The following is a 13551-nucleotide window of genomic DNA, read 5'->3' on the forward strand; positions in this document are numbered from 1 at the left end:
TGTACCAGCCACAAAGTAAATAAAATTGAACAATTATACAGCTATATGATTATAAGTTAGCCAATTTTTCAGCATTTGTAAGCCATATTCTGTTAATGCCGCTTCAGGGTGAAATTGTATCCCCCAAATCGGAAAAAAATTATTTTTTATTGCCATCACCTCGTTTTCCCCGGAGTACGCTATAACCTGATTAGCCACGCTATGGTCTTCTACGACCAATGAGTTATATCTTACTACATTTATTTGATCAGGTATGCCTTCAAATAGCGGGTCGTGTTTCAAATGTACCTTTGATATTTTTCCATGCATGGGCCTCTTGCCTTTTATAATTTTGGAACCAAAGAACTGACCTATCGCCTGATGTCCCAGGCAAATACCTAAAACAGGCAGTTTATCATGGTAATATTCCAACACCTGAAGCAGATTGCCAGCCTTTTCAGGAACCTCGGGCCCTGGTGAAAGCACGACACCTTTATAGTTGTGCTTAATAATTTCTGAAAGAGGAGCATTATTCCTAAAGACCTGACTTTTTACCTGTAGTTGATTGAAATAGTCAACAAGGTTGTAGGTAAATGAGTCAAAATTATCAAGAAGAAGGATCATCCTGCAGCATTTCCTTTAAGGTATCAAAAAGATCATGGGCAAAGGGTATTATCGCTGAAAAAAAATCTACAACGGCAGGCGCGAACGGCATCAGGTAAGGATACAGGATAGATCCCTCTTTCCACTCTTCGGGAATACCAATGTCAAAGGTTGCGCTAAGCCATAAAATTACGCTTAGACCAAACGCCCATTTAGTTGCAGATAAAACCGCACCTGCAATATTGTCAGCGGCACCTAGTATGGTCAGGTCGATTATTTTCTTTAATCCTTTGCCCAACAGGTTGATGAGCAAAATTATTCCGATAAAAATAAGCACAAAGGCTATGTAGGGAAGCACTTGCCCGCTAATATCAAAATATTGATCGAGCAGGTCCATGCCCCAATGCAATAGTTTAAAGCCCCCTATAACTGCCAAAATAAATGCAACTATAGCAATGATCTCCAGTAAAAATCCCTTTTTAAAGCCCCGGTAAGCACCGTAGATGATCGGAATTATAAGAATAATGTCAATCGTGCTCAATTACTTGCTTAGCAATTCTTTAACAATAAACGAAATAGTCTTACCATCAGCCTTACCCGCAAGCTCTTTGGTAGCAACACCCATTACCTTACCCATATCCTGTGGCCCTGACGCATTTACGGCTTCCATGATTTTCATCACCTCCGCTCTTATTTCTTCCTCTGTGAGCTGTTTGGGCAAAAATCTGTTAATGACTTCTAACTCAAACAGTTCTTTATCGGCCAGGTCATTTCGCCCTTCCTTCAGATAAAGATCCGCAGAATCCTTTCGTTGTTTGGCAGCCTTGGTCAGCAATTTTATTTCCACGTCTACCGACAATTCAGCCCCTGCGCTTTTCTCTGTTTTAGCCAAAAGTATGGCAGACTTAATAGAACGCAACGCCAGCAATTCTTCTTTTCTTTTTTCCAGCATTGCCTTCCTTATTTCCTGATCTATTGTTTCTTTCAGACCCATATCTTCAATGTTTTAAAAATCTAATTCGTTAATTTGCATCAAACAAAGCACAAAGTTATAAATATTCAAAAAAAGGATGACGCGGTTAAGTGTAAATATCAACAAGTTCGCAACATTGCGAAATGCCCGTGGCGGCAACAACCCTGATGTAATTAAAGCTGCACTGGATTGTGAACGCTTCGGAGCTCAGGGCATAACCGTACACCCACGGCCTGATGAAAGGCACATCCGCTATAATGATGTACTCGAATTATCCCGGGTAGTTACCACGGAATTTAACATCGAGGGCTATCCGGATAGCCGATACCTGGAGCTGGTGAAGCGAGTGAAGCCTGCTCAGGCAACCCTGGTACCGGACGCCCCGGATGTGATTACTTCCAATGCCGGCTGGGATACCCTAACAAATGAAACATTATTAACCGAAATAATTGCTGACCTGAAAAAGGAAGGTATTCGCACTTCGATCTTTATAGATCCGGTGCCTCATATGATCGAAGGAGCTGCCAGGGTAGGCGCTGATAGAGTGGAGCTTTATACTGAAGCTTATGCCTCCGGCTATCTGAAAAATAAAGAAAAGGCTATAGCGCCATATGTTGAGGCTGCTGATCTGGCTAAGAATCTGGGGCTTGGTCTAAATGCCGGTCATGACCTTGACCTTGACAACCTGGCATACCTTAAGGAATGTATCCCTTATCTTGATGAAGTATCCATTGGCCATGCATTAATATGTGATGCTATTTACTACGGACTCGAAAATGTTATCCAGCTTTACTTAAGACAGCTTGGGCACTACAGGTAAAAGCAGAATCTTCAGCAATGTCTAAGCTCAGAATTTAATCTCAATATCTTCCTCGATACGCTCCGTTTGCCGGACAATGCCTCTTACCACCTGATCAAGGTCGTGAGCCGATGTTTTGATATATTCAAGAAGTTCTGACTGCTGCGGGTCGAGGTCCTGCGTTTTGACCAGGTTGATCAAACCCATTATTCTGGCTAGTGGAGCCCTAACTACGTGTGATTGTATGTGAGCAATCTCGCGTAGCTGAGTGTTTTGGTTTTCAATAGCTCTGATGTATTTTCTTCTTTCAGTTACGTCCTGAATGGCTCCAATCATGCGTATGGCCTTTCCGCTTTCATCTCTGATAATCACCGCCTTGTCTTGAACATAGGCATATTCTCCATTGATCTTCAGGTAGCGATAGCTTTCCTTCCAAGTGCTGTCTTCACCACTAATGGCCATCCATAAACTTTTTGATACCCGCTCTTTATCATCCGGGTGTATATATTTCCGCCAGAAGGCATGGCTTGTACTTGTATGGTTTACATCATATCCAAACAATGTATAAAAACCCTCTCCCCATGTCAATGTGCTGGCGACCAGATCAAGGTCCCATATAGCATCGAAAGTAGCTTTGGTAACATAGCTATATTGCTCATTGCTCTTTTTCAAAGCCAGTGTACGATTCCTTACCTGCCTTTTTAATACATAGCTGTATAGCAGGACAATAATAAACACCATCAGTATAAAAGCGCTTAGGTATATCAGTCTTTCGTAGTTTCTTTCAAAGAAGTTTTCAGATTTCAGATTGTCGATATTCACCCACTTGTGATAAATGGCCGCGCGCTGTTCTTCATTGATGCTGTTTAACAGTTTGTTAATTATCGCTTCTAACTCCGGCATTTCCTGACTGATAGCAAACCGGATTTCCCATTTGTAATTTAAGGTGAGTCCTAATGCCAGGTTGGTGATGCCATATTCTTCTACCAGATGACTGGCTGTCAACAAATCAATAATGGTTCCGTCAGTATTGCCCATCGAAGTTTGCACCAATGCTGTCAGATCATCTTTGTATTCAATAACCCTTGCTTCCGGATATCGATTTTTGATATATTCAACGCTGGCATAATCTGAAACTCCGGCCAATTTCATACCCTTCATATTGTCGTGACTGATGACACGCGGGTAATCATTCCTAACAATGATTACAATAGGAATCTCGAGATAAGAATCAGAGAAGTTGAGGAAGTCATCCCTTCTTGTTGTTTTCTGTATGGCACCGACAAAGTCAACTTCTCTGTTTTGTAGCCCTCTGAGCAGGCCGCTCCAGTCATCGAAGTATTGGTAAGTGAATGAAACACCAAGACGTTTTTCAAATAATTTGATGTAGTCCGAAACAATGCCTTGATGTACTCCGTCAAAATCAACATAGTCAGTAGGTCGCCAGGTTGGATTTGGCCCGAATCTAATGTTATCCTTATTTGCCTGAAGCCACTGCCTTTCTTTTGCGGAAAGCAATGTGTACTCAGAAAATGAAAAGGCATTTTGTGAAAGCAATAATAAAAATGACAGAAGATATAACTTCATAATCAATACTTTACATTACATACAACTAACGATTATATCTTTGTTGCTATCCTCGAACTTTAATTTAAAACAAACGTGATCACATCTCAATACGCCACCATATCACTATTTTCACACTATTGACCTTCAAACAGAGAATTTTATAATTTATACATTTTTTTCTTGATGCTCTTTTGTTTTGTCTACTATGTTATAATAAAACTTACATCACCTATAACATGCTCGGTCACCCTAATCACGAAAGCTTAGTAGTCGGCAGTTGGCAAAAAACGGCATGAGTACTGAGTTGTGAGTATTGAGTAGAAGAACGGCTGATACTCTGGTGTGATGATTGCTGAATTGGTTTACTAAATTTTTGCCACTGTTTTTTCTTTAGATAAGCAAAATTTGAAAGCATAGCAGCGTTATGGTTTCAAAAAAAAGAGGGGTGAAAATAGTGAATAAATTTAAGGGTCACCCTGAAGCATCCAACAACTTCAAGTTGATTTTGTGGATAATGACAAGTTAACTGAACGGCTGTGAGAAAATGGCGTTAAGAATTTCAATGCCACACGTACACTTTGTAAATCACACTGTTGAGCCCCGTTTTTTCACGGGGTGAGTTTGTGATTTGTCATCGCAGGCATTGAAATTTAGCCATTTGCTCACAGCCTTGACTTTTTTTGTTATCCCGAATACTTTAATGCTTTCGGGGAACACAAAAGTAAGACCTATGCTATGTAAAGTCAAAATAGACACAAAAGTTACAAACTGAGCAATAAGATGTTATCATCTGACTATCAACATGTAATGAAAACTTCTCACTGGTACCGGCAGAAAGAATCTTCCTAAGTTGTGAATAGCACCCTTGAACTAAGTAAGATTCTTCATTCAAAAACCTTAAAGAGGCTTTTTTTGACTGGTTTCTGATATGCACACCTTATAATCGGTTCTACTATGTCGAACTCAAGTTAAATTACTATATTTAGAAGCTATAACTAAAGGAACTTACGACATGTCTATGTTCAGCCGTATCTCTGAAAATGATTTGGTCAGGATCAGGGAAACAGTAAAACGCGCGGAGAACCAGATCTCAGGAGAGATCATGCCGGTATTGGTCAGGCAAAGCCATCACTACCCGGCGGTTAAATGGAAATCAGGCTCTTTGCTCGCCTTGGTAGCTTTTGTAGCCATTGTTGTCATCGACAGGTGGTTCCCTCAAATCGCTGTTTATGATCCCTTGTATTATTTTCTTATTGTATCATGCTCGGGCATCCTGGGCGCTATGCTTCCGTTATGGTTTCCTTCTTTGAAAAGATTTTTAGTCACTGAGGCTGAACAAAAACATGCCGCCAGACAAAAAGCCGAAACAGTTTTTCTGGAGGAAGAAGTATTTAACACTGCGCACCGCACTGGCATTATGATCTTCGTCTCCTTTCTGGAGCATGAAGTAATAGTAATGGCCGATAGTGGCATTAGCAGCAAGGTGAACCAAAAAGAATGGGACAGCATAACCAACAACCTCATCGACCATATCAAAGCAGAACGGTTGATAGATGGTATTGAAGAAGCAGTGACCCAATGTGGTCAGTTGCTGTTGGAAAAAGGCTTTTCGAAAAAGGCTGATGATAAAAATGAATTATCCGATCACTTAAGAATCGATCCATGAGAAAGCTGTTGCTATTTACATACCTGCTCATCAGCACGGCCATGCTGTCAGCCAAAGAGGTGCCTTATCTCACAGGAAGGATTGTCGATGAAACGGGGCTGCTTAGCCAACAAACCATAGTGTATCTGGAGGGTATAATGAAAGCCCACGAAGACAGCACGTCAAATCAACTGGCCGTACTGCTAGTGACCACCCTTGAAGATGAAGTATTGGAAGATTACTCCCTCAAAGTGGCAGAAACCTGGAAGCTGGGGCAGAAAGAGAAAGATAATGGAGTGTTGCTTCTGGTTGCCATCACTGATCGTAAGATGAGGATTGAGGTCGGCTACGGGCTGGAGGGGGTCTTAACGGATGCCTTGTCAAACCACATAATAAGAAATGAAATTGCTCCCAATTTCAGAAGAGACGATTATGATGAAGGGGTAAAAGCAGGGGTTGAAGCTATCTTAGCAGCCATTGCGGGAGAATATGCCGCTAATACAACCTCAGAGTTTGCATCATCAGATATTAGTGGTGAAATCCCCTGGTTTATAAGAATATTTATGGGGCTGATATTCTTGTTAGTAGTAGGAAGCTTCACCTTTATTGCTCTCTTTACTAAGGGCTGCAGCAGTTGGTTTTTATTTGCATTCTTAATCCCTTTTTATCTTACTTTTCCGTTGATCATTTTCGGCATTACAGGAGGTATTACGCTTTTTCTTATCTATTTCTTTGGTTTCTTGTTCATGAAGCTTTTCTACTTTAAAACTTCTGCCGGCACACGAATTTTTACCAGCCTTTCATCTCATGTAAAGTCATCCGGAGGCTCCGGGTGGTCGTCAGGGTCCGGATGGTCTTCAGGTGGCAGCAGCTTTTCGGGCGGTGGTGGCAGCTTTGGAGGAGGCGGATCAAGCGGATCATGGTAATCGATCCGCTACTTTTTGATCACGTTAAACTCTAAACCTCCTCATCTTCAGCAGCATCCTCCTCTCTGGTGATGGTTCCAAGACCTGAAATATTTGTTTTCACTTGTGCAGGATTTCCCCTGTAGGTAATGCCTCCTACACCACTTACTGAAGCATCTAATGCTTCTTTTACGTTCAGCGAGGCCCCGCCAACTCCGCTGATCTCGATCTTACACTTCTTGCTGACGAGTCGTTTGGCATCTAGTCCGCCTGCTCCGCTCATCTGAATGTTTTGCTCAGTCACATTACCCCTTAACTCAACAGCTCCTGCTCCAGAAACATTAACCTTTAATGCTTTCAGGTCTACACTCAGGTCTATGGCGCCTGCTCCGGACATTTCGAGCCTCAGGTAATCACCGGTAATTACATCTTCACTTTCTATAACGGAGGCCCCGCTTGAAGAAATCGCTGTGAGTTCGGTGAACTCTATGAGTAGCTTAACACCTTCCCTACTCTTAAGGGTTCTGTCACTCTTTACCTCCAAAACATCGCCTTTTTGCTTCACTTCGATGAACTCATGTAAATTTTCATCGGTAGTAATGATAAGGCCCGGAGAGTCCGATTTCTTCAGATACACTTCAAAATTGCCACTAACTTGTACTTTACTAAAATTGTCAACGGCCCTTTCTTGCTCCATGATATTGCCGTTTCCCCGCTCCTGTTTGTATGAATCACATCCGGTAAGCATGGTAAATAGTATCAGTGCGGTTAATATTATTGCAGTCGGTTTCATAGTTGTTATCTTTTTGATTGACAGCTAAATTTAAAAAATCAATTCAATATCAGGAATGATCAATAACAATATTGGTTATCTGTGGTACTTACATTATTTTTGGGCTTCATTTTCACATCCATGTAATTATGCAAAGAGATACAGTAATTTTTGACCTCATCAACAAAGAAAAACACAGGCAGGAATCAGGCATAGAATTGATCGCCTCGGAAAATTTTACGTCACCTCAGGTTATGGAGGCTATGGGGAGTGTACTTACCAACAAATATGCCGAAGGTTTACCTGGGAAGAGGTATTATGGTGGATGTGAAGTAGTAGATGAAATAGAGCAACTGGCTATTGACCGTGCAAAAAAATTGTTTGGAGCCTCATGGGTCAATGTACAACCTCATTCAGGAGCACAGGCTAACGCTGCCGTAATGCTGGCAACTTTAAATCCCGGCGACAAAATTTTAGGTTTTGATCTATCACATGGCGGGCACCTTACTCACGGGTCGCCTGTAAACTTTTCAGGCAAGTTATATCAGCCGGTTTTTTATGGTGTAGACGAAGCGTCAGGACTCATCGATTGGGATAAAGTGGATGAAATTGCAAAGAAGGAAAAACCGAAAATGATCATCTGCGGGGCTTCAGCATATAGCCGCGACTGGAACTATGAAAGTCTCAGAAAAACCGCAGACAATGTTGGCGCTCTGTTAATGGCTGATATCTCACATCCATCAGGGCTGATAGCCAGAGGACTGCTCAATGACCCTATCGAGCATTGCCATATTGTGACTACTACCACGCATAAAACGCTACGGGGCCCAAGAGGGGGAATGATCATGATTGGCGAAAATTTTGATAATCCCTGGGGACTAAAAACACCTAAAGGCGAGCTTAGAAAAATATCATCACTACTTGATTCCGGAGTATTCCCGGGTACTCAGGGTGGCCCGCTGGAACATGTTATTGCTGCAAAAGCGGTGGCCTATGAAGAAGCTTTAAGTGAAGACTACCTGAATTACGTAGTGCAGGTAAGCAAAAATGCCAAAATAATGGCTAAATCATTTATTGATAAAGGTTACAAAGTAATATCAGGAGGCACTGATAATCACATGATGCTGATCGACCTCCGTTCTAAAGATATGACTGGTAAGCTGGCTGAAAACACATTAATTCAGGCTGATATTACTATCAATAAAAACATGGTTCCGTTTGATAACCAGTCTCCTTTTGTAACTTCAGGAATGCGAATAGGAACAGCCGCAGTAACCACAAGAGGCATGAAAGAAGATGATATGGTCAAAATAGTTAATCTCATTGACAGGGTTCTTATGAACCATGACAACCAGGATGAAATAAAGAACGTTAAGAGTGAGATCAACAATTGGATGAATCAATTTCCTCTTTATAAATAGTGACAAACCATCTGGATCAAGTGGGTGAAGAAAGGGAGATGTCTTTTATAGATCATCTCGAGGAGTTGAGGTGGCACCTGATCAGGGCTGTGATTGCCATATTTATTTTTTCTATTGCCGCGTTCGTGGCAGTAGATTTTGTTTTTAATACAGTCATTCTAGGCCCTGCCAAACCGGAGTTCTGGACGTTTCGAATGCTTTGCAAGCTGGGAGAGTTGATGAACTCCACCGCCATATGCATTGAAGAGATACCCTTTAAGATACAAAGCCGACAAATGACGGGGCAATTTACCATGCACATTACCTCGTCATTTGTTATTGGTCTGATCGTGGCTTTTCCGTATGTATTCTGGGAATTCTGGAGATTTATTAGCCCCGGTCTTCATATGAACGAAAAAGCGGTGAGTCGTGGTGCAGTTTTTTCCGTGACATTGCTTTTCACACTCGGCATCCTTTTCGGATACTACATCATGGCTCCCTTATCGGTCAATTTTCTGGCTAACTATCAGGTGAGTGAGCTGATCTACAATGAGTTTGATATTACTTCGTATGTAGGTACTATTTCAACGCTGGTTTTGGGCAGTGGTATACTTTTCCAGCTTCCAATTGTTGTCTATTTCCTGTCAAAAATAGGTGTAGTAACACCAGACCTGATGAAAATCTATCGAAAGCATGCCATAGTAGTGATACTCATGCTGGGAGCAGTGCTAACGCCCCCGGATCCATTAAGTCAAATTCTCATTGCTTTTCCATTGTTCGGGCTGTATGAATTGAGTATCTTAATATCACGTTCGGTCTACCGTAAACAGCGAAAAAAGGAATTATTAGAACAGCAAAAATACAAGCAATCATGAGCAAAATAGCAATTGGTGGTGACCATGCCGGTTACGAATATAAAAGCAAACTTATTGGCTGGCTGGAAGCACACGGCCATGAGGTAAAAGATTTCGGCACATATTCTGCCGATTCGGTAGACTATCCGGATTTTGCTCACCCGGTAGCCTCAGCAGTGGAGAGCAAAGCATTTGATCAGGGCATTCTTATCTGTGGCAGTGCCAATGGGGTAGCCATGGCTGCCAACAAACATCAGGGAATAAGAGCCGCTATCTGCTGGAATGAAGAGTTAGCTGAGCTGGCAAGACAACATAATAATGCCAATGTACTCTGTCTGCCTTCAAGATTTATGGTATACGATCTGGCTGAAAAAACTGCACAGGCATTTCTCTCCGCGTCATTTGAAGGTGGAAGACATGAACGCAGAGTAGAGAAGATCAGTTGCTGACCAATGCAGGTTTAAGCACCTATTTTCTAAGATAGTAGATATTATCCCCGGAGGTTTCATATCTGCTATGCACCTTTGGAAGCCTTTCCAGCACGTATGGCATTACGTCATGCCTATCAATAATTACATCGGGGAGGTCATCAACCAGCCCCTTGTGCAGAATGGTAAGGTTATCGTAGTACTCAGGGTTGCGAAACAATTCTTCTGATAATTGCCAATTGAGGAATGGCGTAGCAGGATAGGCATTCAAATAGGGTTCCAGGTTATGATCAAGTACGAGTACACGCTTATTCCTCCATTGGTCATCCCCTTTCACCAGGTAATTTTCAAATCCCAGGTATTTCTCACTAATGAAGAATCCAAAGTAGATACCAAGATTAAAGAGGATAACTGAAACAAAAAAGGCGAAAAAGGCCAGCTCAGCCATCCATTTTTTTCTGATCAACAAAAAGTAATGACTCAGAAAAAAAGCTACCGGAGGAACAAAAATGGCAAATATATTAGGAGATAAGGTGCCGCTGATAAATATAAATGCCAGTGAAAATACTATCCATACAAACATCACTTGTGTTAGTCTTACCTGGTAATTGGTGAACCTCGCACGCTGCCCCATTCTTACAAAAGCTAACACGAGAAATACCAATGGTATGCTAAATAATACAAAAACTCCTGTTATTGACATGTATTGCTCCACCTCATAATCAAGCAACGGATTTAAAAAGTTATAAACAAAGGCCTTCAACCTGCCTCCCATCAAAAAATATGAAGCTGCGAGCAGCATGGGAAGCATGAAGCCATATAGCATGAGCAAGTACCTTCTGGCAACGGTACCGGTGAAAAAAGTGAATATCAATAATGCTGCAATTCCAAAGGTAATATTGGGTAAGTAAAAAAGATAGGCTATACCTATAAAGAGCCCGATGTTAAGGATCATCTCATCCTGTTTGGCACGGAACTCAATGTGACTGAAAATATTATTAAGGGCTAGTAGAAGAAAGGTTGTGCCCATCAAAACGGGTGTCAATGTCAAAAAATCAAAGGAAAAAGACATTAACAGACCGTATATAAGGCCCGGCACATAGGTGTTTTCATTATAGGCTTTATTGAGCAGCAGCAGCCGGTTAAATATCAGGCATTGAAAGGCCACAAGTAACAGTGCTATGATCTGGTAAGCCAACTGCGAACGGCCAAAGAAAAAATCCACGGCCATATATACAAAAGCTGATAGCGGAGCGATATTATCCCATACCCCATCATAAAGACTGGAGCCGGCATCAAGGCGCTCACCTACCAGCATGTAATTGAGCTCGGGCATCGTTAGTGCATCATCGCTCAGCATAATTGGCAGGCGGATGGCCAGCAACAATACGAAAATGATGACCAGACGATATGGATCGTTTATTCGAAAATAGTTTAACAAGAATATCTGCTTTTATATGAGATGCACGAAGTTAAGCCAAACTACAAAAAGGCTCTATCTATGCATCTCAAAATTTGGGTCCGACAACAAACTTTTTAAATTCAAAAATTGTGTTTTAATCAGTGTCTCTAAGATCTTCTTAAAGCCACTTAGAGTTTTCTTACAATCACTAATTAGGGCTTGTAAGAAAACTCACAACTTATCGTCATTGCGAACGAAGTTCGGAAATCCCCACTTCCTTGGCGTACATTAAGAGGGGACCGCTTCGATTCCTCCCAGTGGTGAGACCGGGACGGGCGCGATGACGACAAGAATTTTCTTATATACATTAAGTGTTTGTTATAAACACTGCCCGTTCACTATAATAAAACCATAAAGACAGAAAAAAGTAAATTAAATCTGATATTTGCAACTATGAACGAAAGTAAAAGACAGCAAAAATTTTCTAAACTGATCCAGCGTGATCTGAGCGATATCTTTCAAAAGGATAAACCAGGCATTTTTACCAATACCTTTGTAACGGTGGCCGATGTCAAGATCACTCCCGACCTAAGTGTGGCTAAGGTATATCTTTCCATGCTGATGGTAAAAGATAAAAATGAGATGCTGGAGAAAATAGATCGTCATAAAAAAGAAATCAGAAGAGACCTGGGAAATAAAATAGGAAAACAGGTGCGCAAGGTCCCGGAGTTAATCTTTATTATAGATGAAGTAGAAGAAAAAGCCTCACGAATTGATCAACTGATAGATAATCTAAATATTCCACCTGCCGACAGCGAAGACGAAAAACAATAGCCTGTTGAACCTATCCTTTTTCATAGCGCGGAAATATTTTTTCTCTACCCGGAAGAGAAACTTCATTAATGTCATCTCGATCATTTCAATGATCATTGTGGCTATTTGCACAGCAGCCCTTATTATTGTTTTATCGGTTTTCAACGGATTGGAGAACCTGCTCAGGTCTTTGTACAGTGCTTTCGATCCGCAAATAAAAGTGGAACTTGCGGTAGGGAAATCTTTTGTACTTACTGATAGCCTGATACAAAAAGTACAAAATACAGAGGGCGTGGATATCGTTACCGAGGTGATTGAAGATTACGCCTACGTTAAATATCGGGATTCAGAGATGGTGGTGACCATAAAGGGTGTAAGTGAAAATTTTCTCGATCAGAACCGGATAGATACTGCCATAGTCAGTGGGGAGTTAAAACTGCGGGAAAATGATATTAATTATGCCATCATCGGCCGGGGTGTTCAATATGCACTCTCTGTTATGCCTGGAAATGAAGTGTACCCATTGCAAATTCACTATATAAAAGATGTAAAGACAGGAAGCATCGATGTAAGTAAATTGTACAGTCGTAAAAATATTCTACCAGGAAGTGTATTTGCCATAGAGAAAAATTACGATGAGAATTACATCTTCGTGCCCCTGGAATTCGCCCGTGACCTGCTCGATTACGGAAACAAGCGCACCTCTTTGGAAATTAAGGTACTGTCCGGCCATTCCATCAACCGGGTGAAGGAGCAACTACGGGAGGTACTCGGAAACAATTTTGCCGTTAAAAACAATGAAGAACAACATGCTGATCTCTACAAACTTCTAAACCTCGAAAAGCTTTTTGTGTTCATTGCATTCTCGTTTATATTGGCGGTCGGTTCTATCAATATTTTCTTCGCGCTCACCATGCTTGCCATAGACAAGAAGAAAGATATATCCATGCTGTACGCCATGGGAGCCGGAAATGGCCTGATTAAGCGCATTTTTATATCAGAGGGGGCGATTATATCATTCGGAGGTACAATAATAGGTTTGGTTTTAGGAGGAGTTATTTGTTGGCTACAACAAAATTTCGGGTTAATTTCCATGGGCATGGAAACTTCAGTTCTTGAAAATTACCCTGTCAGAATGCACCTTACTGATTTTATCTACACCTCATTAAGTGTGATTTTCATTACATTGATCATCTCCTACAGGCCTGCAGTTATTGCTACCCGATACAATTCCATAGAGCATCTTTAGGCTACAGAATTTAAAAATATTTAGCCCTTAGATAAAACACATTTTAAATCCTAACGTTTACATACTGGCGTTTAATCCTTTAAAAACACAGATTTGCCGACCATGTCAGATATTAAACGATTTCGTGGAAAAAAACCGCTGTTAAATGCAGTTTTTTTGC

14 protein-coding genes are annotated in these 13551 nt (G+C 41.2%); 8 read left to right on the forward strand and 6 right to left on the reverse strand.

Features of this window, described 5'->3' with window-relative positions; all coding sequences use genetic code 11:
* Positions 1-33 precede the first annotated feature (33 nt).
* The 3 genes from C900_RS11485 to C900_RS11495 are packed head-to-tail and all read right to left on the reverse strand — an operon-like array spanning position 34 to position 1576.
* The gene (locus tag C900_RS11485) at positions 34-603 is read right to left on the reverse strand and encodes an anthranilate synthase component II (RefSeq protein WP_009580032.1); all 570 of its coding nucleotides are present in this window, start codon (positions 601-603) and stop codon (positions 34-36) included.
* On the reverse strand, positions 587-1123 hold the full coding sequence (locus C900_RS11490; protein WP_009580033.1) for a CvpA family protein: 537 nt from the start codon (positions 1121-1123) through the stop codon (positions 587-589). Before C900_RS11490 ends, C900_RS11485 begins: the two co-directional genes overlap by 17 nt.
* Positions 1124-1576 (reverse strand): GatB/YqeY domain-containing protein, encoded by a 453-nt coding sequence (locus C900_RS11495; RefSeq protein WP_009580034.1) that lies wholly within the window; start codon positions 1574-1576, stop codon positions 1124-1126.
* A gap of 76 nt (positions 1577-1652) precedes the next feature.
* Between C900_RS11495 and C900_RS11500 the strand changes: the two genes are divergently transcribed.
* Positions 1653-2375: a pyridoxine 5'-phosphate synthase gene (locus tag C900_RS11500; RefSeq protein WP_009580035.1), complete on the forward strand. Its 723-nt coding sequence runs from the start codon at positions 1653-1655 to the stop codon at positions 2373-2375.
* 27 nt (positions 2376-2402) lie between these two features.
* Here C900_RS11500 and C900_RS11505 read toward each other — a convergent pair whose 3' ends face one another.
* A complete protein-coding gene (locus tag C900_RS11505; protein WP_009580036.1) occupies positions 2403-3941 on the reverse strand; it encodes a transporter substrate-binding domain-containing protein in 1539 nt (512 codons plus the stop codon).
* A 994-nt stretch (positions 3942-4935) separates the two neighbouring features.
* Between C900_RS11505 and C900_RS11510 the strand changes: the two genes are divergently transcribed.
* Entirely contained in the window at positions 4936-5589 is a 654-nt protein-coding gene (locus C900_RS11510) for a TPM domain-containing protein (protein WP_009580038.1), read from the forward strand.
* Positions 5586-6494, forward strand: coding sequence for a TPM domain-containing protein (locus C900_RS11515; protein WP_009580039.1), 909 nt, complete (start codon positions 5586-5588; stop codon positions 6492-6494). The genes C900_RS11510 and C900_RS11515 overlap by 4 nt, the downstream gene beginning before the upstream one ends.
* A gap of 31 nt (positions 6495-6525) precedes the next feature.
* Here the strand turns inward: C900_RS11515 and C900_RS11520 are convergent, their stop codons facing one another.
* Positions 6526-7266: a head GIN domain-containing protein gene (locus C900_RS11520; protein ID WP_009580040.1), complete on the reverse strand. Its 741-nt coding sequence runs from the start codon at positions 7264-7266 to the stop codon at positions 6526-6528.
* 128 nt (positions 7267-7394) lie between these two features.
* On the opposite strand from C900_RS11520, the gene C900_RS11525 reads away from it, so the two are divergent.
* From C900_RS11525 to rpiB, 3 genes are read left to right on the forward strand one after another with little or no spacing between them, the layout of a single operon-like run.
* Entirely contained in the window at positions 7395-8666 is a 1272-nt protein-coding gene (locus C900_RS11525; protein ID WP_040496594.1) for a serine hydroxymethyltransferase, read from the forward strand.
* A gap of 38 nt (positions 8667-8704) precedes the next feature.
* Positions 8705-9520, forward strand: a complete 816-nt coding sequence (gene tatC / locus C900_RS11530) for a twin-arginine translocase subunit TatC (protein ID WP_040496607.1) — start codon at positions 8705-8707, stop codon at positions 9518-9520.
* Positions 9517-9948, forward strand: coding sequence for a ribose 5-phosphate isomerase B (gene rpiB / locus C900_RS11535; protein WP_009580044.1), 432 nt, complete (start codon positions 9517-9519; stop codon positions 9946-9948). Before tatC ends, rpiB begins: the two co-directional genes overlap by 4 nt.
* Before the next feature lie 19 nt (positions 9949-9967).
* Here rpiB and C900_RS11540 read toward each other — a convergent pair whose 3' ends face one another.
* Complete coding sequence (locus C900_RS11540) at positions 9968-11368, reverse strand: hypothetical protein (protein WP_040496595.1); 1401 nt, start codon at positions 11366-11368, stop codon at positions 9968-9970.
* 414 nt (positions 11369-11782) lie between these two features.
* Between C900_RS11540 and rbfA the strand changes: the two genes are divergently transcribed.
* On the forward strand, positions 11783-12163 hold the full coding sequence (gene rbfA / locus C900_RS11545) for a 30S ribosome-binding factor RbfA (RefSeq protein ID WP_009580046.1): 381 nt from the start codon (positions 11783-11785) through the stop codon (positions 12161-12163).
* 4 nt (positions 12164-12167) lie between these two features.
* Positions 12168-13391 carry an FtsX-like permease family protein gene (locus tag C900_RS11550; RefSeq protein ID WP_040496596.1) on the forward strand — a complete coding sequence of 408 codons (1224 nt, stop codon included), beginning with the start codon at positions 12168-12170 and terminating at the stop codon, positions 13389-13391.
* The last annotated feature ends 160 nt before the right edge of the window (positions 13392-13551 follow it).

This window comes from Fulvivirga imtechensis AK7 (assembly GCF_000331535.1).
GTDB classification, from domain to species: Bacteria; Bacteroidota; Bacteroidia; order Cytophagales; family Cyclobacteriaceae; genus Fulvivirga; species Fulvivirga imtechensis.

Excerpts from the sequence above, each read along its gene's own strand:
- C900_RS11485 (WP_009580032.1), bottom strand. The coding sequence starts at position 603 with ATGATCCTTCTTCTTGATAATTTTGACTCATTTACCTACAACCTTGTT.
- C900_RS11495 (WP_009580034.1), bottom strand. The coding sequence starts at position 1,576 with ATGGGTCTGAAAGAAACAATAGATCAGGAAATAAGGAAGGCAATGCTG.
- C900_RS11500 (WP_009580035.1), top strand. The coding sequence starts at position 1,653 with ATGACGCGGTTAAGTGTAAATATCAACAAGTTCGCAACATTGCGAAAT.
- C900_RS11505 (WP_009580036.1), bottom strand. The coding sequence starts at position 3,941 with ATGAAGTTATATCTTCTGTCATTTTTATTATTGCTTTCACAAAATGCC.
- C900_RS11510 (WP_009580038.1), top strand. The coding sequence starts at position 4,936 with ATGTCTATGTTCAGCCGTATCTCTGAAAATGATTTGGTCAGGATCAGG.
- C900_RS11515 (WP_009580039.1), top strand. The coding sequence starts at position 5,586 with ATGAGAAAGCTGTTGCTATTTACATACCTGCTCATCAGCACGGCCATG.
- C900_RS11520 (WP_009580040.1), bottom strand. The coding sequence starts at position 7,266 with ATGAAACCGACTGCAATAATATTAACCGCACTGATACTATTTACCATG.
- C900_RS11525 (WP_040496594.1), top strand. The coding sequence starts at position 7,395 with ATGCAAAGAGATACAGTAATTTTTGACCTCATCAACAAAGAAAAACAC.
- tatC (WP_040496607.1), top strand. The coding sequence starts at position 8,705 with ATGTCTTTTATAGATCATCTCGAGGAGTTGAGGTGGCACCTGATCAGG.
- rpiB (WP_009580044.1), top strand. The coding sequence starts at position 9,517 with ATGAGCAAAATAGCAATTGGTGGTGACCATGCCGGTTACGAATATAAA.
- rbfA (WP_009580046.1), top strand. The coding sequence starts at position 11,783 with ATGAACGAAAGTAAAAGACAGCAAAAATTTTCTAAACTGATCCAGCGT.